This is a genomic window from Pseudomonas sp. 9.2(2024), assembly GCF_039695385.1.
GTDB classification, from domain to species: domain Bacteria; phylum Pseudomonadota; class Gammaproteobacteria; order Pseudomonadales; family Pseudomonadaceae; genus Aquipseudomonas; species Aquipseudomonas paraglycinae.
Genome location: NZ_CP155585.1, coordinates 4977129 through 4994538, shown reverse-complemented (window position 1 = coordinate 4994538; position 17410 = coordinate 4977129). Strand labels below are relative to the sequence as shown.

At 61.8% G+C, this 17410-nt stretch carries 19 protein-coding genes; 11 read left to right on the top strand and 8 right to left on the bottom strand.

The genetic code is table 11. The annotated features are described in order from the left end of the window. Positions 1–94 precede the first annotated feature (94 nt). Positions 95–1303, bottom strand: coding sequence for an alanine transaminase (alaC, locus tag ABFB52_RS22475; protein ID WP_085697117.1), 1209 nt, complete (start codon positions 1301–1303; stop codon positions 95–97). 139 nt (positions 1304–1442) lie between these two features. On the opposite strand from alaC, the gene ABFB52_RS22470 reads away from it, so the two are divergent. From ABFB52_RS22470 to ABFB52_RS22460, 3 genes are all read left to right on the top strand, one after another. Continuing rightward, on the top strand, positions 1443–2105 hold the full coding sequence (locus tag ABFB52_RS22470; protein WP_102687282.1) for a LysE family transporter: 663 nt from the start codon (positions 1443–1445) through the stop codon (positions 2103–2105). Between the two features lie 68 nt (positions 2106–2173). Further along, positions 2174–2668: a GyrI-like domain-containing protein gene (locus ABFB52_RS22465; RefSeq protein ID WP_129974177.1), complete on the top strand. Its 495-nt coding sequence runs from the start codon at positions 2174–2176 to the stop codon at positions 2666–2668. A 317-nt stretch (positions 2669–2985) separates the two neighbouring features. Continuing rightward, positions 2986–3474 carry a GNAT family N-acetyltransferase gene (locus tag ABFB52_RS22460; protein ID WP_007951113.1) on the top strand — a complete coding sequence of 163 codons (489 nt, stop codon included), beginning with the start codon at positions 2986–2988 and terminating at the stop codon, positions 3472–3474. A gap of 162 nt (positions 3475–3636) precedes the next feature. Here ABFB52_RS22460 and ABFB52_RS22455 read toward each other — a convergent pair whose 3' ends face one another. Together ABFB52_RS22455 and ABFB52_RS22450 are read right to left on the bottom strand one after the other, a co-directional pair. Then, the gene (locus tag ABFB52_RS22455) at positions 3637–4242 is read right to left on the bottom strand and encodes a pyridoxamine 5'-phosphate oxidase family protein (RefSeq protein WP_129974176.1); all 606 of its coding nucleotides are present in this window, start codon (positions 4240–4242) and stop codon (positions 3637–3639) included. Positions 4243–4259: 17 nt separating this feature from the next. After that, a complete protein-coding gene (locus ABFB52_RS22450) occupies positions 4260–4745 on the bottom strand; it encodes a GNAT family N-acetyltransferase (protein ID WP_129974175.1) in 486 nt (161 codons plus the stop codon). A gap of 142 nt (positions 4746–4887) precedes the next feature. Here ABFB52_RS22450 and ABFB52_RS22445 point away from each other — a divergent pair, with 142 nt between their 5' ends. Genes ABFB52_RS22445 through ABFB52_RS22435 form a run of 3 tightly spaced genes read left to right on the top strand, consistent with a single transcriptional unit; the run spans position 4888 to position 6935 of the window. Next, positions 4888–5313 carry an SgcJ/EcaC family oxidoreductase gene (locus ABFB52_RS22445; protein ID WP_129974174.1) on the top strand — a complete coding sequence of 142 codons (426 nt, stop codon included), beginning with the start codon at positions 4888–4890 and terminating at the stop codon, positions 5311–5313. A gap of 40 nt (positions 5314–5353) precedes the next feature. Continuing rightward, a complete protein-coding gene (locus ABFB52_RS22440) occupies positions 5354–5698 on the top strand; it encodes a YciI family protein (RefSeq protein ID WP_007951101.1) in 345 nt (114 codons plus the stop codon). Further along, complete coding sequence (locus ABFB52_RS22435) at positions 5691–6935, top strand: RNA polymerase sigma factor (RefSeq protein ID WP_129974173.1); 1245 nt, start codon at positions 5691–5693, stop codon at positions 6933–6935. The genes ABFB52_RS22440 and ABFB52_RS22435 overlap by 8 nt, the downstream gene beginning before the upstream one ends. Before the next feature lie 195 nt (positions 6936–7130). Here ABFB52_RS22435 and ABFB52_RS22430 read toward each other — a convergent pair whose 3' ends face one another. After that, a complete protein-coding gene (locus ABFB52_RS22430; protein ID WP_011335572.1) occupies positions 7131–7856 on the bottom strand; it encodes an SDR family oxidoreductase in 726 nt (241 codons plus the stop codon). Positions 7857–7967: 111 nt separating this feature from the next. Between ABFB52_RS22430 and ABFB52_RS22425 the strand changes: the two genes are divergently transcribed. Next, positions 7968–8804: a LysR family transcriptional regulator gene (locus tag ABFB52_RS22425; RefSeq protein ID WP_129974172.1), complete on the top strand. Its 837-nt coding sequence runs from the start codon at positions 7968–7970 to the stop codon at positions 8802–8804. A 1-nt stretch (position 8805) separates the two neighbouring features. Here the strand turns inward: ABFB52_RS22425 and ABFB52_RS22420 are convergent, their stop codons facing one another. Further along, a complete protein-coding gene (locus tag ABFB52_RS22420) occupies positions 8806–9660 on the bottom strand; it encodes a LysR family transcriptional regulator (protein WP_129974171.1) in 855 nt (284 codons plus the stop codon). A gap of 88 nt (positions 9661–9748) precedes the next feature. Between ABFB52_RS22420 and ABFB52_RS22415 the strand changes: the two genes are divergently transcribed. Continuing rightward, on the top strand, positions 9749–10186 hold the full coding sequence (locus ABFB52_RS22415; RefSeq protein WP_085745155.1) for a multidrug/biocide efflux PACE transporter: 438 nt from the start codon (positions 9749–9751) through the stop codon (positions 10184–10186). A gap of 57 nt (positions 10187–10243) precedes the next feature. On the opposite strand, the gene ABFB52_RS22410 is transcribed toward ABFB52_RS22415, so the two are convergent. Then, a complete protein-coding gene (locus ABFB52_RS22410; protein ID WP_102687288.1) occupies positions 10244–10999 on the bottom strand; it encodes an SDR family oxidoreductase in 756 nt (251 codons plus the stop codon). A 120-nt stretch (positions 11000–11119) separates the two neighbouring features. Between ABFB52_RS22410 and ABFB52_RS22405 the strand changes: the two genes are divergently transcribed. Further along, entirely contained in the window at positions 11120–12016 is an 897-nt protein-coding gene (locus ABFB52_RS22405) for a LysR family transcriptional regulator (protein ID WP_007951094.1), read from the top strand. Between the two features lie 53 nt (positions 12017–12069). Here ABFB52_RS22405 and ABFB52_RS22400 read toward each other — a convergent pair whose 3' ends face one another. After that, entirely contained in the window at positions 12070–13683 is a 1614-nt protein-coding gene (locus tag ABFB52_RS22400) for an inorganic phosphate transporter (RefSeq protein ID WP_102687290.1), read from the bottom strand. A gap of 239 nt (positions 13684–13922) precedes the next feature. Next, entirely contained in the window at positions 13923–14945 is a 1023-nt protein-coding gene (locus ABFB52_RS22395) for a transporter (RefSeq protein WP_085606510.1), read from the bottom strand. Between the two features lie 270 nt (positions 14946–15215). Here ABFB52_RS22395 and ABFB52_RS22390 point away from each other — a divergent pair, with 270 nt between their 5' ends. Together ABFB52_RS22390 and ABFB52_RS22385 are read left to right on the top strand one after the other, a co-directional pair. After that, positions 15216–16841, top strand: a complete 1626-nt coding sequence (locus tag ABFB52_RS22390) for a methyl-accepting chemotaxis protein (RefSeq protein ID WP_178082642.1) — start codon at positions 15216–15218, stop codon at positions 16839–16841. Positions 16842–16953: 112 nt separating this feature from the next. Next, the gene (locus ABFB52_RS22385) at positions 16954–17397 is read left to right on the top strand and encodes a hypothetical protein (RefSeq protein WP_129974169.1); all 444 of its coding nucleotides are present in this window, start codon (positions 16954–16956) and stop codon (positions 17395–17397) included. The last annotated feature ends 13 nt before the right edge of the window (positions 17398–17410 follow it).

Genomic DNA, 17410 nt, shown 5'->3' with positions numbered 1-17410 from the left:
GCTCTGCGTCCCAAAGCGGACGCAGAGCGTCCATTGAGGCATTCCCACGCAGAGCGTGGGAACGATCAGGTCAGGTCAGGAGGAGAGGAGGCAGTTACTTGGTGCCCAGACCATCCGCCCGGAACATCCCGCGAATCCCGCGTACTGCCTGGCGAATCCGGTCCTGGTTTTCGATCAGCGCAAAGCGCACGTGATCGTCGCCGTACTCACCAAAGCCGACACCCGGCGAGACGCAGACCTTGGCCTCGGCCAGCAGCTTCTTGGCGAATTCCAGCGAGCCGAGGTGCGCGTAGGCTTCGGGAATCTTCGCCCAGACGTACATCGAAGCTTTCGGGTTCTCGACCATCCAGCCCAGTTCATGCAGGCCTTTGACCAGTACGTTGCGGCGCTGGCGATATTGCTCGGCGATGTCGCGTACGCACTGCTGATCACCTTCCAGCGCAGCAATCGCGGCCACCTGCAGCGGGGTGAACGTGCCGTAGTCGTGGTAGCTCTTGATCCGCGCCAAAGCGCTGACCAGTTCCGGGTTGCCGACCATGAAGCCGATGCGCCAGCCCGCCATGTTGTAGCTCTTGGACAGGGTGAAGAACTCCACCGCGATGTCCTTGGCACCCGGCACCTGCATGATCGACGGGGCTTTCCAGCCGTCGTAGACGATGTCGGCGTAAGCCAGGTCGTGCACCACCAGCACGTCGTACTGTTTGGCGAGAGCAATCACCCGCTCGAAGAAATCGAGTTCCACGCACTGCGCGGTCGGGTTGGACGGGAAGCCGAGGATCATCATCTTCGGTTTCGGGATCGAGCCGCGAATCGCCCGTTCCAGCTCGGCGAAGAAGTCCACGCCCGGCACCAGCGGCACCGACCGCACCTGGGCGCCGGCAATCACGGCACCGTAGATGTGAATCGGGTAGCTCGGGTTAGGCACCAGTACCGTGTCGCCCTGATCCAGGGTCGCCAGCATCAAGTGCGCCAGGCCTTCCTTGGAACCGATGGTGACGATGGCTTCGCTTTCCGGGTCGATCTCGACCTCGTAGCGTTCCTTGTACCAGTTGGAAATCGCCCGACGCAGGCGCGGAATGCCCTTGGACGTGGAGTAACCGTGGGTGTCTTCGCGTTGTGCAACCTGCACCAGTTTTTCAACGATGTGCGGTGGCGTGGCGCCGTCGGGGTTGCCCATGCTCAAGTCGATGATGTCTTCGCCACGACGTCGGGCGGCCATCTTCAGCTCGGCGGTGATGTTGAAAACGTAAGGGGGGAGTCGATCTATGCGCGCAAAGCGGCGCGGCGAACCTTGTTCAGCCATTGTTGCCTCGGATAACGTAAGCGCCCGGAACCGTCCGAGCGACGCTGGTCACTGCGGTGACCTGTGGCGGACGATAAGGGCAGCGATGGCAGACTGTCCAGCGTGCACGACAACAATTTTTTCCCAAGGAAAACGGTTAATGGAATTCACCAGCGGCTTTTTGTTGAGCCTTTCGCTGTGCCTGGATATCGGCGTGGCCAACATCGCGATGATCACCCTGGCGATGCAGCGCGGCTATTTTCAGGGCTTCGCACTGGGTCTCGGCACCTGCGTCGGCGACCTGATCTACGCGGTGCTGGCGCTGGCCGGGATGACCGTTCTGCTGCAATACGAAACCGTGCGCTGGGTGCTGTGGATCGGCGGTTCAGCGCTGTTGATCTACTTCGCGGCGAAGATGATCTATTCGGCGATCCACCACGAGGCGCAACTGGCGGCGATCGCCGAGGTCGGCCAGAACTCCCATCGCAAGGAATTCTTCCGTGGGATTTTTCTCGCCATGTCGTCGCCGAGCGCGATCCTTTGGTTCGCGGCAGTGGGCGGCACGTTGATCGCCCGTTCCGGCGGCGGCGGTCCTTTGAGCTCGGCGCTGTTCCTCGGCGGCTTCCTGTGCGCCGGGCTGTTGTGGTCGGCAGGCCTGTGCTTCGCCGCGAGCCATGGCGGCAAGTTGCTCGGCGACAAACTGTTGCGCTATTCCTACATGGCATCTGCAGCGATCTTCTGCTATTTCGCGGTCTACGTGATCGTATCCGGTTATAACGAGTTCGTCGGTTCCGGCGCCGCCGAGGCCCTGCATACGCTGTAAATGTGCGAATCGGGTTTGGCTTCTATACTCCCAGCCGAACCCACTTTTTTCGTTCAAGGAGTCGAGTCATGGATGAGCAAAAACGCGTCGAAGTGGCTGAACCTCGCTTCGAACATGGACACTTCCTGCTGATTGCAGGATTTCGCGATCGCTTTACCAAAGAGACCGTTCAGGACATCCCTGCGCTGTGGGAAAAACTGATCCCGCACATCGGAAATATTCCGGGGCAGAAGGGCGAAGTGACCTACGGCGTCTGCAGCAATTTCGACGGCAACGGCGGTTTCGATTACATGGCCGGGGTCGAAATCCGCAAGCTGGATGACTTCCCGCAGGAAAAGTATCCGTGGATCGAAATCCTGCCACGTCAGTACGCGGTGTTCGAACACAAGGGTTCGCTGGATCAGCTGCCGCAGACCATTGATTACATCTACAACACTTGGCTGCCGGCGTCCGACTACAAGGGGCTCAACGCCCCGGAGTTGGAACGCTACAGCGCGGATTTCAACCCGAAGCTCAATACCGGCAAGCTGGAAATCTGCGTCCCGGTGGAAAAGAAAACCTGATCGGCAACCGGCAGCGCGAACCCGCTTCGCGCTGCCGGTCGAGTCTCACTTGCCCTTGATCCGTCGTGCCCGCAACAGGTCGATGCCCAGGGTAATGAAGCCGAAGAAGCTGATGCCCAACACCATCAACAAACCGATTTCCACGCTGCTCATAAACGGTTCCCTCCTCGGGTGATCAGAGACAGGCGTCAGAAATAGACCGTCCCGAATCCGAAGAAAAGCGCTTATACGCAGGCTTTACGCCCCCTGCGCGGATCGATATGAACACCTTATTCCTTTATCCTTGGCGGCCTTGTTTCCACTGATTTCGAGCCGCCATGAACACCGTCATCCGCCACGTCACCGCCGCCGACCTGGACCGCTGCTACGCCATCGAAACCCTCGCCTACGAGGGCGACGAAGCCGCGACCCGCGAGAAGATCGCCACGCGCATCGCCACCTGGCCGGACGGTTTCATCGTCGCCGAGGTGGACGGGCAGGTGGCCGGGTTCATCAACTCCGGTGCAGCGTTTGATGTGCAGATGTCGGACGAGGCATTCAAGGAACTGATCGGCCACGACCCGGCGGGGCCGAACGTGGTGATCATGTCGGTGGTGGTGCACCCGGACTATCAGGGCCTGGGTCTGGCCAAGCGTCTGCTGGGCGAGTTCATCGAACGCATGCGCGAGCAGGGCAAAGCGACGATTCACCTGATGTGCAAGGAACGGCACATCCCGCTGTACGCCGGATTCGGTTTTGCCTACATCAAACCGTCCGAATCCGACCACGGCGGGATGGCGTGGCACGAGATGATCCTGACGCTCTGAAGAAGAACCCCTGACCTGATCGTTCCCACGCTCTGCGTGGGAATGCAGCCTTCGACGCTCTGCGTCATGACGGTGCCAGGCGTTGCATCAGCGGTGCGGCAGGAACGCGGAGCGTCCCGGTATGCGTTCCCACGCAGAGCGTGGGAACGAGGGTGGGCGGTGTCAGTAGAGGGTGTCCCGCACCCGCGTCGGGGCCTCGCGATCATAAGCCTCGGCATCAAACTGCCCATCATTCAGCCGCTTGTGAAACGCGCCCGCCGTCGGCAGCGCCGAGCGCGGCAAGTGGGTTTCTGGATTCCACGCATCCGAACGCACGAACGCTTTCGAGCAATGAAAGAACGCTGCCTCAACCGTCACCAGCAACACCGTGCGCGCCGGTTTGCCGTTCACCGCGAAGCTTTCCAGCAACTCGGGATCAGCGCTGATGGTCGCCGTACCGTTGACCCGCAACGTCTCGCCGATCCCCGGAATGATGAACAGCAGCGACACCCGCGGATCGTGCAGCACGTTGCGCAAGGTATCGATGCGGTTGTTGCCGGGGCGATCCGGCAGGGCCAGGGTGCGCTCGTCGATGATCCGCACAAACCCCGGCGCGTCGCCGCGCGGAGAACCGTCGATGCCGTCGGCACCCACCGAGCTGACAATCACCAGCGGCGAGACCCGGACCATCGCCTGATAGTCCTCGTTGAGAAAGCCGATCTGCTTGCGCACCGCTCGTTCGTGGGGCAAACCGTAGATGGCTTCCAGCGCTTCGGTTGAATCGATCATCGTTGCTCCCTCGACGATTAGAAGAACAGCCCCATGCGCCGCTCGTAACCGATGCGGCCCTTGTACGCTTCGCCGCTGTCGACAAAGCCGTACTTGGCGTACAGCGCAATCGCGGCGTCATTGTCGGCGTCCACCGACAGTTCCAGCCCTTTGATCTCCGGCCAGGCCTGGCGCGCAACTTCCGGCAACGCCAGCAGGCAGGCCTTGCCATAACCCTTGCCCTGGGCGCGGTGATCGACCTGCAACGCATGCAGGGTGGCGCTGTGTTCATCGGCCCAGTCCGGCAGAACCGGCGGGCGCTTGAGCAGCAGGAACGCCACTGGCTCATCTTCTGCCAGCAGGGCAAAACCCTTCACGCCAGGACCGGGTTTCGACAGCAGCGTATGCAGGGCGCCGTGGATATCGCCGGAGAACTTGATCTGCTCGGCGTGGATTTCAATCGCTTCGACTTGCTGACGCTGCAAGGCGTTAAGGCTCTCGTACGGTACGAGTTTGGCTGACACGGGAATTTCCTTTTTCCTACAAAGATGAGCCTCGGATTCTAGCGATTTTGTCTTCTCCGGAATTTTTTTGTTTCAACTGTCGATCCGGCAAATCGCCGAACGACTAAGGGTGTCTTCACAACAAAAACCAGGGAGAAACCCCATGAGTACGCAAGCGCAGATTCAAAGCCTGATCGACACCTACCGCGAGGCGGTGATGACCAAGGACGCGGAAAAAGTCATGGCCCTGTACGCCGACGACATCGTCTCCTTCGATGCGATCAAGGCCCTGCAATTCAAGGGCAAACCGGCCTACCGCGCGCACTGGGTGGATTGCATGGAAATGTGCCCCGGCCCGCACATTTTCGAATTCCACGAAATCGCCATCGAGACCGCCGACAACATCGCTTTCGCCCACTGGGTCGCCAACTGCGGCGGGACCAATGAAAAGGGCGAAACCCAGAGTTGCTGGATGCGCGTCACCGCGTGCTACCGGCAGGTGGGCGGGGCGTGGAAGATCGCCCACGAACACTGGTCAGCACCGTTCGACCCGATGAGCGGCGCGACCCTGTTCGATGTGCAACCCTGATCTTCAGCCATAGTTGATCCGTCCGATTCAGGAGAACGCCATGAAGTATTTATGCCTGGTCTACAGCGATGAGCGCCTGCTGCATTCGTCGCCCGACAGCCCGGAAGATGCCGAGTGCTGGGCCTACGCCGAGTCGATCCAGGGCAGCGGCCGGATGGTCGCCGCCGAAGCGCTGGAGTCGGTGCAGACTGCCACCACGGTGCGCATGCGCAACGGCAAGCTGTCGATCACCGACGGCCCGTTCGCCGAGACCAAGGAGCAGTTGGCCGGTTTCTACCTGATCGACGCGCGGGATCTCAACGAAGCGATTCAGGTCGCCGGCAACATTCCGGCGGCCCGGGTCGGCAGCGTCGAAGTGCGTCCCGTGCGCCAGTTGAATGTCTGAGGTCCGGGCGCGGGTCGAGCAGGTCTATCGCGAAGACTCGCGACGGATCCTCGCGACCCTGATCCGCCTGCTCGGCGATTTCGACCTCGCCGAAGAAGCCCTGCACGAGGCGTTCTTCGTCGCGGTCGAGCGCTGGCAGCGCGACGGCGTGCCGGACAATCCGCGAACCTGGCTGGTGTCCACCGGGCGCTTCAAGGCGATCGACGTGCTGCGCCGCCGCGCACGGTTCAAGGCCTCGCAGCCGTTATTGCTGGCGCAACTGGAAGAACTGGAACAGTCCGAATGGGACGCCGAAGACGTGGAAGACGATCGCCTGCGCCTGATCTTCACCTGCTGCCACCCGGCGCTGGCGGCGGACGCGCAAGTACCGCTTACCCTGCGTGAAGTCTGCGACCTCACCACTGAAGAAATCGCCCGCGCATTTCTCTCGGCCCCGGCGGCGATTGCCCAGCGCATCGTGCGCGCTAAGGCGAAGATTCGTGACGCGAAAATTCCTTATCAAGTGCCGAGCCTGAGCGAATTGCCCGAGCGCCTCGACAGCGTGTTGCGGGTGATTTATCTGGTGTTCAACGAGGGTTATTCGGCGTCCGGCGGCGCTCAGGTGACCCGCGAAGACCTGACCCGCGAGGCGATCCGCCTCGGGCGGTTGTTGCTGGAGTTATTGCCGGATCCGGAAGTTATGGGCCTGCTGGCGTTGATGTTGTTGCATGAGTCGCGGAGGTCGGCGCGCTCTTCGCCGGATGGGGAATTGATTCTGCTGGATGATCAGGATCGCCGATTGTGGAATGCCGAGCTGATTGCCGAAGGCTGCGATCTGGTGGAAAAAGCGCTGACCACGGGGCGCTTCGGGCCGTACTGCCTGCAAGCGGCGATTGCGGCGGTGCACGCCGAGGCGCCCACGGCAGGGGAGACGGACTGGGCGCAGATCGTCGGGCTGTATGACGTGTTGCTGCGGGCGGTACCGTCGCCGGTGATCGAGTTGAACCGGGCGGTGGCGGTGGCCAAACGTGATGGGGCGCTGGCAGGGTTGACCCTGGTTGAAGGGATTCTGGACCGTGGAGAATTGCAGGATTACCACTTGGCGCATTCGGCGCGGGCGGAGTTTTGTCGGCAGCTTTGGCGGGTTGAGGAGGCTAGGGCGGCTTACCGGCGAGCCTTGGAATTGACTCGGCAAGAGCCGGAGCGGCGGTTTATCGAGGGGCGGCTTTCGGCTTTGGATCGCTTGCCCTCACCCTAGCCCTCTCCCGGAGGGGGAGGGGACCGATCCGGGGATATTGGAGATATGCGCCGACGTGAGAGATTTGCTGTGAATCCATAATCGACTCGATATTTCAAGTCGATGTATGACGTAAGACACCTCGGTCAGTCCCCTCTCCCTCCGGGAGAGGGTTAGGGTGAGGGCGCTTTTGATTTTGCCTTTCGCCTTTAGCTTTTAGGCCTGCTGCCGAGTCGCAGCCATCACAATCTCGCGAATACAAACCCCCTGCGGCTGCCCATACGCATAGGCAATCGCCGTCGCCACATCCTCGGCACTCAACACCGTGCCACCCATGTCCTGCTTCCACGCCTGATACCCGGTTTTGATCGCCTCATCCGTGGTGTGGCTCAGCAACTCGGTCTCGACCGCACCCGGCGCAATAGTGGTCACCCGCACGTTATGCGGCGACAACTCTTCACGCAGGTTTTCCGACAATCCATGCACCGCAAACTTGGTGCCGACATAGGCCACATGGTTCGGGAACGTCTTGCGTCCGGCCACCGAGCTGACGTTGATGATCGTGCCGTGCTTGCGCTCGATCATCCCGGCGACCACCGCGTGCACGCCATTGAGCAGGCCCTTCACGTTGACGTCGAGCATCTGGTCCCACTGCGCCGGGTCCTGCTTGCTCATCTCGCCCAGCAGCATCACCCCGGCGTTGTTGATCAGCGCATCGGCAGGGCCGAACTGCGCTTCCGCCTCGGCCACAGCGGCCAGCAACGCGGCGCGGTCGGTGATGTCGACGCGGCGGCTGAGGGTGTTCGGCAGGGCCAGTGCTTCGAGGCGTTCGATGCGCCGGGCCAGCAACAGCAGCGGATGGCCGGCAGCGCTCAAGCGGCGGGCGGTGGCTTCGCCGATGCCCGAGCTGGCGCCGGTGATGATGATCAATGGCTTGCTCATGGTTGAACTCCTGAGATAAGAAAAACAAATAACCAGATTCGTGACGCAGTATATTTAGTCCGCTGGAGGCTGAAAAATGCCTTATTCCTCTGTCTGCTATCGGAATCTCCTATGGATATCCGCCATCTCAAAGCCTTCCTCGCGGTGTTCGAGGAACGCAACATCACCGCTGCCGCGCAACGGCTGTTCATCAGTCAGCCCACGTTGTCGGTGACCATCAAACAGCTGGAAGAAGAACTCGGCGCGACGCTGTTCGTGCGTCAGCCCCGTGGTGTGGAAGTCAGCGATGAAGCACGCCTTCTCTATCCGCAGGCCCGCCGGATGGTGGCTGAATCCGAGGCGCTGAGCCGGATGTTTCGCGGCCGCGAAAACCGTGCGCCGCTGACCCTTGGCATCGAGGGCGATATCGCCGCCAGCCACATTGAAGCCTTCGTGCGGATGGCCCATCAGGCGTTGCCCAATCTGCTGCTGACACTGGAGGAGGGCTGTCATGGCGATGGTCGATTGGCGGTCGAGGAAATGTGCTGCGAGGACGAACTGTTCCTGCCGCTGTGGGAAGAGTCCTATGTGATGGCGCTGCCTCTCGATCATCCGATGGCAAACGCGCAAGCAGGGTGGGCGCCGATTGAGGACTGGATCACCTGCCCACAGCATCCTTCACATCAGCGGTTGATGGCGCTGTACGGACGCTCGCCGGAAGCGGTGGCGGGACATGCCGGTTCACTGCAACAGGCGTTGCACATGGTGGCGGCGGGTGTTGGTGTGGCGATGTTGCCGCAGTCGCTTGTCAGCAGGCATGAACGCATCGTCGTGCGGGCGCTGCACCTGCCGGCGCCGACCCGGCGGGTGGGATTGTGCTATGCAGCGCAAGCGCTGGAGTTGCCGACGATGCGCGGGTTGCACGAGTATTTTCAGGTGAACCGCCCGCTAGCCATCGAGGCGGCCTGAGCTATTCCAGCATCTTGCTCAGCAACCAGCTCCCCGCCGGCCCCGGCGGGTACAGCCGCGACCACAGCGCATCGACGAACACCGGTTTCGGCCAGCCGCGCACCTTCAGTTCCACCAGCAAATCATTGCCGAAACGCTCCACCAGCCAGCGTGGCAGCGGGGCCCAGCCAAAACCTTTCTCGGCCATTTCCAGCAGCATCAGGTAACTCGGTGCCGACCACACCCGGCCTTTGCCGCGACTGTCATAGGGATTGACGATGGTGGCCAGGCGCAGTTCGCGATGCTGCTCAAGGACCGTTTGATCGATGGATTCCTGAGTCGCCAACGGATGCCCACGACCCACAAACAAGGCGATTTCAGTGCGCTCGGCGACGGTCGCGGTTGCCAGGTCCGGCGGGTAGTTGTCCTGCATCTCGGCAAACGCCAGATGCGCCCGACCGCGCTGCACCAGTTCGACCAGGTCATCGCACTCGGCGATCAGGCATTCCAGTTCCAGATCCGGATAACGCTGCTCGAAACCCACCAATGCGGCTTCGAAACGGTCGGACTGATAAGTGTCGGAAATCGCCACCGTGAGTTTCGGCTCAACACCTTGGGCCAATTGCCGGGCAGTCATTTCCAGTCGGCTGGTGGCCGACAGAATCGCCTCGGCCCGTTGTAGCATCACGTGGCCGGCCGGGGTCAGCGTCGGCTTGCGGCTGCTGCGGTCGAACAGCACCAGGTCCAGATCGATCTCAAGACTGGCCACCGCCGCACTCACCGTCGACTGACTGCGCCCGAGTTTGCGCGCCGCCGCCGAAAACGAACCTTGAGTCGCCGCCTGGACAAACGCCAGCAACACTTCCTGAGATGCCATGAACTATCGCCTTGATCGATGGTTATTGGTTATGAAGTATCGGTTCGGTGCTGGATCATGGCAACCATCTTCACAGAGGACTTCGGCCATGACTGCCAACAAATCCATCACTGAGCGTATCTTCCAGGCCATCGGTTTCGAACTGCTGGCGATCCTGATCTGTACCCCGTTGCTGGCGTGGATCATGGGCAAACCGCTGGTCGAAATGGGCGCCGTCACCATCGCAATCGCGTTGCTGGCCCTGGGCTGGAACGTGGTGTTCAACGGCTTCTTCGACCGGATGCTCAAGCGCTGGAACATCGCTCACAATGCCTGGGTGCGAGTGGCGCACGCGCTGCTGTTCGAGGGCGGGTTGATCGTGATGGGCGTGCCGCTGATTGCCTGGTGGCTGTCGGTCAGTCTGTGGCAGGCGTTCCTGCTCGACATCGGCGTGCTGCTGTTCTTCCTGCCGTACACCTACATCTACCACTGGGGTTATGACGTGGTGCGCGAGCGGCTGGTGATGCGCAGCGTCTGCCAGAACTGAAAAAAAAATCGCAGCCTGTGAGGGCTGCGATTTTTTTGTCCTGGGTTTTTGCAGGGTTTAGAGAAACATCCCGCCCGACGCTTCAATCCGCTGACCGTTGATCCACTGCGCCCCCGGCGACAGCAACAGCGCCAGCGCACCGCCAATGTCATCCGGCTGCCCGGCACGGCCCAGCGCGGTGTTGCTGGCGACCATCGCATTCAACGCCGAATTGTCGCGCACCGCGCCGCCGCCGAAGTCGGTTTCGATGGCGCCCGGTGCCAGGATATTCACGGCGATCTGCCGCGCCCCCAGCTCCTTGGCCTGATAACGGGTCAGCACTTCCATCGCGCCTTTCATCGCCGCGTAAGCCGCGTAACCCGGCAGGGTGAAGCGGGCCAGACCGCTGGAGATGTTGATGATCCGCCCGCCATCGTTGATCAGCGGCAGCAGTTGCTGAGTGAGGAAGAACGGCCCTTTCAACTGCACGTTCATCAGCAGGTCGAACTGCTCCGGCGTGGTGTCGGCGAAGGAGGCATGCACGCCAATCCCGGCGTTGTTGATCAGGAAATCGAAGCGCGGACGTTCAAGTTGTTGCAGCGCCTGCTCGACCCGCACGGCGAAATCGGCAAAACCTTCGCTGCGCCCGACATCCAGTTGCAGCATCACGGCTTGGGCGCCGAGGGTTTCCAGTTCCTGCACCAGCGCCTGGGCTTCATCGGCGCGGCTGTTGTAGGTGCCGATAATGTCCACGCCTTGCGCGGCGAGGTGCAGGGCGGCGTTCTTGCCGAGGCCACGGCTGGCACCGGTGATCAATGCGATTTTGCGGTTCATGGGTCTTCCTCGATGGCAGTGACGGTTGATGGGGCACAGTTTATTTATCCGCCATGGGGTGATAAACAGACTGAAGCCGGAATCACTGGTCGGAATATCCGAACAATCAATGGGTGACCCATGAACAAACTGGAACTGCTGCGCACCTTCGTCCGGGTCAGCGAATTGTCGAGTTTCACGATGGCGGGGGAGAGTCTCGGGCTGCCGCGTTCGACGGTGTCCGAACAGGTGCAGGCGCTGGAAAGCCTGCTCGGCACGCGTCTGCTGCAACGCACCACGCGCAAGGTCCAGGCGACTCAGGACGGCCTTGCGCTGTACGAGCGAAGCAAGGATCTGCTGTCGCACATGGACGAAATCGAGAACCTGTTCCGCCAGGACGAAGCGTCGCTGACCGGGCGGATCCGGGTCGATATGCCGAACATTCTGTCGCGACGGCTGATCATGCCGAAGCTGCCGGAATTCATGGCGCGTCATCCGAATCTGGAGCTGGAAATCAGCAGCACCGATCGCCGGGTCGACCTGCTCGCCGAAGGTTTCGATTGCGTGGTGCGCATCGGCGCGCAGCCCGATCAGTCGGTGGTGGCGCGGCACCTGGGTGATTTCAGCATGATCAACTGCGCCAGCCCCGCGTATCTCGAACGCTACGGCGTGCCGCAAACGCTTGAGGATCTGGCGCAGCATCGGCTGGTGCACTACGTCGGTGTGCTGGGTTCGCGTTCGGAAGGATTTGTTTACGAGCAGGACGGGCAAGTGCATCGCGTACCGATGGCCGGCAGCGTGACGGTCAACAGCACCGATGCGTACGAGTCGGCGTGCCTTGGGGGATTCGGTCTGATCCAGGTGCCGCGAACCGGCATGAATACTTATCTGGACACTGGTGAGGTGGTGACGGTGCTGCCGCAATACACCGCGCCGGCGATGGGCATTTCACTGCTGTACGCGAGGCAGCGGCATCTACCGTTGCGGGTGCGGGTGTTCATGGATTGGCTGGGGGATTTGATTCGTTCGACGCTCTGATTTCTGCCGCAAATCCCTGTGGGAGTAAAGGCTCTCACAGGGATTCGGCTGGATCAGAAGATCTGGGTGAACAGCCAATACAAACTGCCCGACAGCAGAATCGCCGCCGGCAACGTCAGCACCCACGCCATCAGCAGATTGCGGATGGTCTTCATCTGCAAACCGCCACCGTTGGCGACCATGGTCCCGGCCACGCCCGAGGACAGCACATGAGTGGTCGACACCGGCAGGCCGAACATGTCGGCGGCGCCGATGGTCAGCATCGCTACCGTTTCCGCCGACGCGCCCTGGGCGTAGGTCAGGTGGGTTTTGCCGATCTTCTCGCCGACCGTGACCACGATCCGCTTCCAGCCGACCATGGTGCCCAGCCCCAAAGCAATCGCCACTGCGATCTTCACCCACAGCGGAATAAACCGCGTGGCGTTGTCGATCTGTTGCTTGAACAGTTGCAGCTTGCCGCTGGTGTCGGCGTCGAAGGTGCCGACCTTGTTCTTGTCCATCAGGCGAATGGTTTCGCTGGCCAGGTACATGTCGTTACGCACGTTGCCCATGGCCTCGGCCGGGACTTTCGCCAGCGAGCCGTAGCCTTTGACTTCTTCACCGATGTGTCCGGTCAGGGAGGCGAGGGCGGGGATCAGTTGCGGCGTGGCTTCCTTGCTGCGCACGTAGTCGGAGAGCACAGCGCGCGGATCGGCCGGTGCCGGCAGTGGCGCACTTTTCACCAGCGCTTGCTGGGTCACTTGGGCGACAGCGGCGAATTGCAGCGACTGTTCTTCCGGCATGGTGCGGTTCAGCGCATAAGCCATCGGCAGGGTGCCGACCAGAATCAACATGATCAGGCCCATGCCTTTCTGGCCGTCGTTGGAACCGTGAGCGAAGGACACGCCGGTGCAGGTCAGGATCAGCAGACCGCGAATCCACCACGGTGGCGGGGTGTTGCCTTCCGGCGCCTTGTACAGCGAACGGTTCTTCACGAACGCACGCAGCGCCAGCAGCAACAGCGCCGCACAACCGAAGCCCACCAGCGGCGACAGCAACAGCGCGTAACCGATCTTGGTCGCCTGCGCCCAGTCCACACCGCTGGTGCCGTCGCGGCCGTGCATCAGCGCATTCGCTACACCGACGCCGATGATCGAGCCGATCAGCGTGTGCGACGACGAGGCCGGCAGGCCCAGCCACCAGGTGCCGAGGTTCCACAGGATCGCCGCGATCAGCAGGGCGAAAATCATCGCGAAACCGGCGGACGAACCGACTTGCAGAATCAGCTCCACCGGCAGCAACGCAATGATGCCGAACGCCACCGCGCCGCTCGACAGCAGCACCCCGAGGAAGTTAAAGAAACCCGACCACACCACGGCCACATTAGGCGGCAGCGAGTGGGTGTAGATCACCGTGGCCACGGCGTTGGCGGTGTCGTGGAAACCGTTGACGAACTCGAAGCCCAGCGCAATCAACAACGCCACGCCGAGCAGCAGGAACGGCGTCCAGGTGGTGACCACCGTGCCGAGTTCGTGCATGTCGTGCATCAGGCTGTAGGCGGTGAACAGCATCCCCATCGCCAGTACCGCGAAAAACACTACGTAGGTGAACGGGCCGGTTTTCTTGTCGAGGGCCGGCCTGCCACTGGCAGCGGGGGCCGGGCTGGCGGTCAGGGAGGGAGTAGCCATGGGCGGACAATCCTGAGCGGGGGAAGGAGTGTCGCCCATGATCGTTGCTAAATATTACAGAGAGGCTGCGACAGATCAGTGTTTGGGGTTTTAGCTTCACCGCTGATCTGAAGGCGGTGATCGTTCCCACGCTCCGCGTGGGAATGCATAAGGTGACGCTCTGCGTCACAGGGACGCGGAGCGTCCCGGGCGGCATTCCCACGCGGAGCGTGGGAACGAGCGGCAGGGGCAGTCGGCTCTTAGTAATCCCGCCGCTTGCGAAACGCCCAGCGCCCGGCGATCACGGTGAACGTCGCCACCAGCGCCACCAGAATCCAGAACCCTTCGGGATCAGTGGCCAGCGGCACACCGCCAACGTTCATGCCGAAGAAACCGGCAATGATGTTGATCGGCAGCGCCAGCACCGTGACCACGGTCAGGGTGAACAGCGTGCGGTTGCTCTGTTCGTTGAGGTTGGCGGCAATCTCTTCCTGCAACAGCTTGATCCGCTCACCGAGGGCGGTCAGGTCGTTGATGATCAGCGCGAACTCCTCGGTGGACTTGCGCAACTCCTTCACGTCTTCCTTCTGCAACCAGGGCGGCGGCCGGTTGAGCAGGCGCAGCAGCGAACCCGGTTCCAGCGCCAGCAGCCGTTGCAGGCGCACCAGCACCCGCCGGTTGGCGCCGAGTTCGGCGCGGTTGGTCGACAGTCGCGAGGACAGCAATTCGTCCTCGACCTGATCGACGCTCATGCTGGTCTTGCGCACGATCTGGGTCAGCACTTCGCCCTGATCGCGCAGCAGGTGCACCAGCAGTTCCAGCGGCGAACGAAAGCACTCGCCGGACTTCACCGAAGAACGCAGCTTGTCCACCGAGTGCAGCGGTTGCAGGCGCGCACTGACGATCAGTTTGCTGCGCACGCAGACCCACAGCGTCGACACGTCTGATGACACCATGCTGCTGAGGTTGAACACCACATCGTTGACCACCGCCAGCAACGCCGAATCCACATGCTCGATGCGGGTCGAGCGCGAACCTTCGTGCAGCGCTTCGAAAAACTCTTCGGGCAATTGCAGATGGCTTTTCATCCAGCGCTCGCACGCGGCGTGCGCCAGGTTCAGGTGCAGCCAGAGAAATTCATCGCCCTCGCTGTCGTCTTGCAGACAGCGCAGGGCGGTCGCCGAATCCACCTCGCGCCCGCGTTCGCCGGGGCGAAAGCGAAAGCCGTAAAGCAGGCCGAACAGGTCAGGATCACGATGACTGATATCGAGGCTGTGGTTCATGAAGGCTCGCTGCGAGGAGGCGTCTGTCGCGGGATTTGCAGATTCACCTGAGCCGCATCATCGCAATGTCACATGACGTTTGTGTGACAGCAAAATGACGTCAAATCAACGCGTTACCGAGGGTCGGATTTTTCTCAAGAAGGGCGCTGGAACGCCGATCACGCATGAGTTAGGTTGCGCGCCTTCGCCATGAGCCAAGGTCCGCCGACACGGATGTCCGGCAACAATTCACGTCTTACCGGGCGTGCCTCATCCCTGTCCTGAGTACCTGTGATGCTGCAAAAATCCCTGAGAGCGCAAATTCTCGCCCTGCTGAGCGGCAGCCTGCTGGCGATGCTGTTGATCGCGCTGGCCTGCTTTCATTTCCTGTCCAACGGCGTGCAGAACTACAGCCAATTGATCGCAGGTCCGTTGCACACCTCGCAACTGATCGATGAAGCCAACCTGCAATTCAAGGTGCAGGTCCAGGAGTGGAAAAACGTTCTGCTGCGCGGTAAGCAACCGGCGGATCTGGCCAAATACTGGGGCCAGTTCGAAGACCGTCAGCGCGATGTGCAGGGCATCCTCGGTGAGCTGGCCAACCAGAAAGGCCTCGAGCCTGCGCTGAAAACCCGCATTGATCGCCTGCGCGAAGAACACCGTCTGCTTGGTGCTGCGTACCAGAAGGGCCGTGATGCCTACGTCGCCGCCGGTGCCGATCCGACTGCGGGGGACGCCGCCGTCAAAGGCGTCGACCGTGCCGCCAGCGACCAGATGAGCGAGCTGGTCGCCGAGCTGCGCAAGCAGGGCACCGAGCAATCGGCGCAGATCAGCGCCAGTGCTGACCGCACTGTGTGGCTGGGGCTGTTGGTGATGCTCGCGTCAGGCTTGCTGATCGGTCTGCTCAGCCTGTGGCTGGTCAACCGCAACCTGGTCGAGCCGATCCGCAAACTCATCGACTACGTCACCCAGTTGAGCAAGGGGCGTCTGGTCGAGCGTGTGTCCAGCGACCGTCAGGACGAGCTGGGTAACCTGGCCGCAGCGGCCAACACGTTGCGCGATTTCCTCGCCGAAACCTTCAATCATCTGCAACGCAGCGCCAAGGATCTGGACAGCGCCAGCGGCGAGTTGAACGCCATCGCCACCGTGATGGCCGGCGGCACCAACGAGCAGTTCAACCGCACCGATCAGGTGGCCACGGCGATGAACGAAATGTCCGCCACCGCCCAGGAAGTCGCCCGTCACGCGGCCGACGCGGCGCGTGCGGCCGACGATGCCGACCAGTCCGCGCAGCAGGGCGAGAAGGTCATGCAGAGCACCATTCACAGCATCACCCAGATGCGCGGCGAAATCGCCAACACCGCCACCGTGATCCGTCGTCTGGAAGCTGACAGCGGTCGCATCGGCAAGGTGCTGGAAGTGATTCGCGGGATCGCCGAGCAGACCAACCTGCTGGCGCTCAACGCCGCCATCGAAGCGGCCCGTGCCGGTGAAGCGGGGCGTGGTTTTGCGGTGGTCGCCGATGAGGTGCGCAACCTCGCGCAGCGTACGGCGGAGTCGATCATTGAGATCAACCAGATCATCCACAGCGTGCAGACCGGTGCGGTGGACGCGGCCCAGGCCATCGACAGCGGCCAGACCCGCAGCGATGAAAGCGTCGAGCAAGTGACCCAGGCCGGCGCCATGCTCGAGCGCATCACCCACGCGGTGGAAGCGATTCGCGACATGAACCGCCAGATCGCCACCGCCGCCGAGGAACAGACCTCGGTCGCCGAAGACATCTCGCGCAACCTGACCGAGATCACCTCGATCGCCAGCACCAACCTCGACAACGTGCAGCGCACCGAAAGCGCCAGCCAGAACCTGCACGGCCTGTCCGGCCAACTGAACGACGTCACCGCTCGCCTGAGCGTCTGACCGGCCAGTGACTGTGTACCGGTTCGGTTACCGAGTCGGTACACAGTCGATCTCAATTCGTGCAGACCGCCGCCGATGCCCGGTTATCTATAACCGGCATTGGAGATTTCCCATGGTCAGCATCACGTCTGTTTCGATCAATCAGACCGTTACCACGTCCACCAGCAAAACCTCGATTGCCGATACGGGCGACGACACTTCGACCACCGCGGCGGCCAGCACCGGCGTGAAAGCCGACACCAGCAAAGTGGCCGCGGGCGGCGGTGCGGCGCCGGCGGGGGACAGCAGTTCCAGCAGCGATGAATCGGACACCGTGAAAGAACTGCGCAAGCAGATTGCCGAGCTGCAGAAGCAATTGCAGGAAGAACAACAGGCGCTGCAAGCGGCTCAGGCGAAGCAGGAAAGCCAGGATGCCAAGGCGGCGGATGTTGCGGCGGCGCAGTCGCAGATCGCGACGACATCGGCTTCGTTGCAGACGGCGACGGCGGCGTTGTTGGCGGCTTTGCAGGATTCGGATTCAAGTACGTCGGGTTCGCTGGTCAGTACCTCCGCGTGAAGCCTTTTCCCCT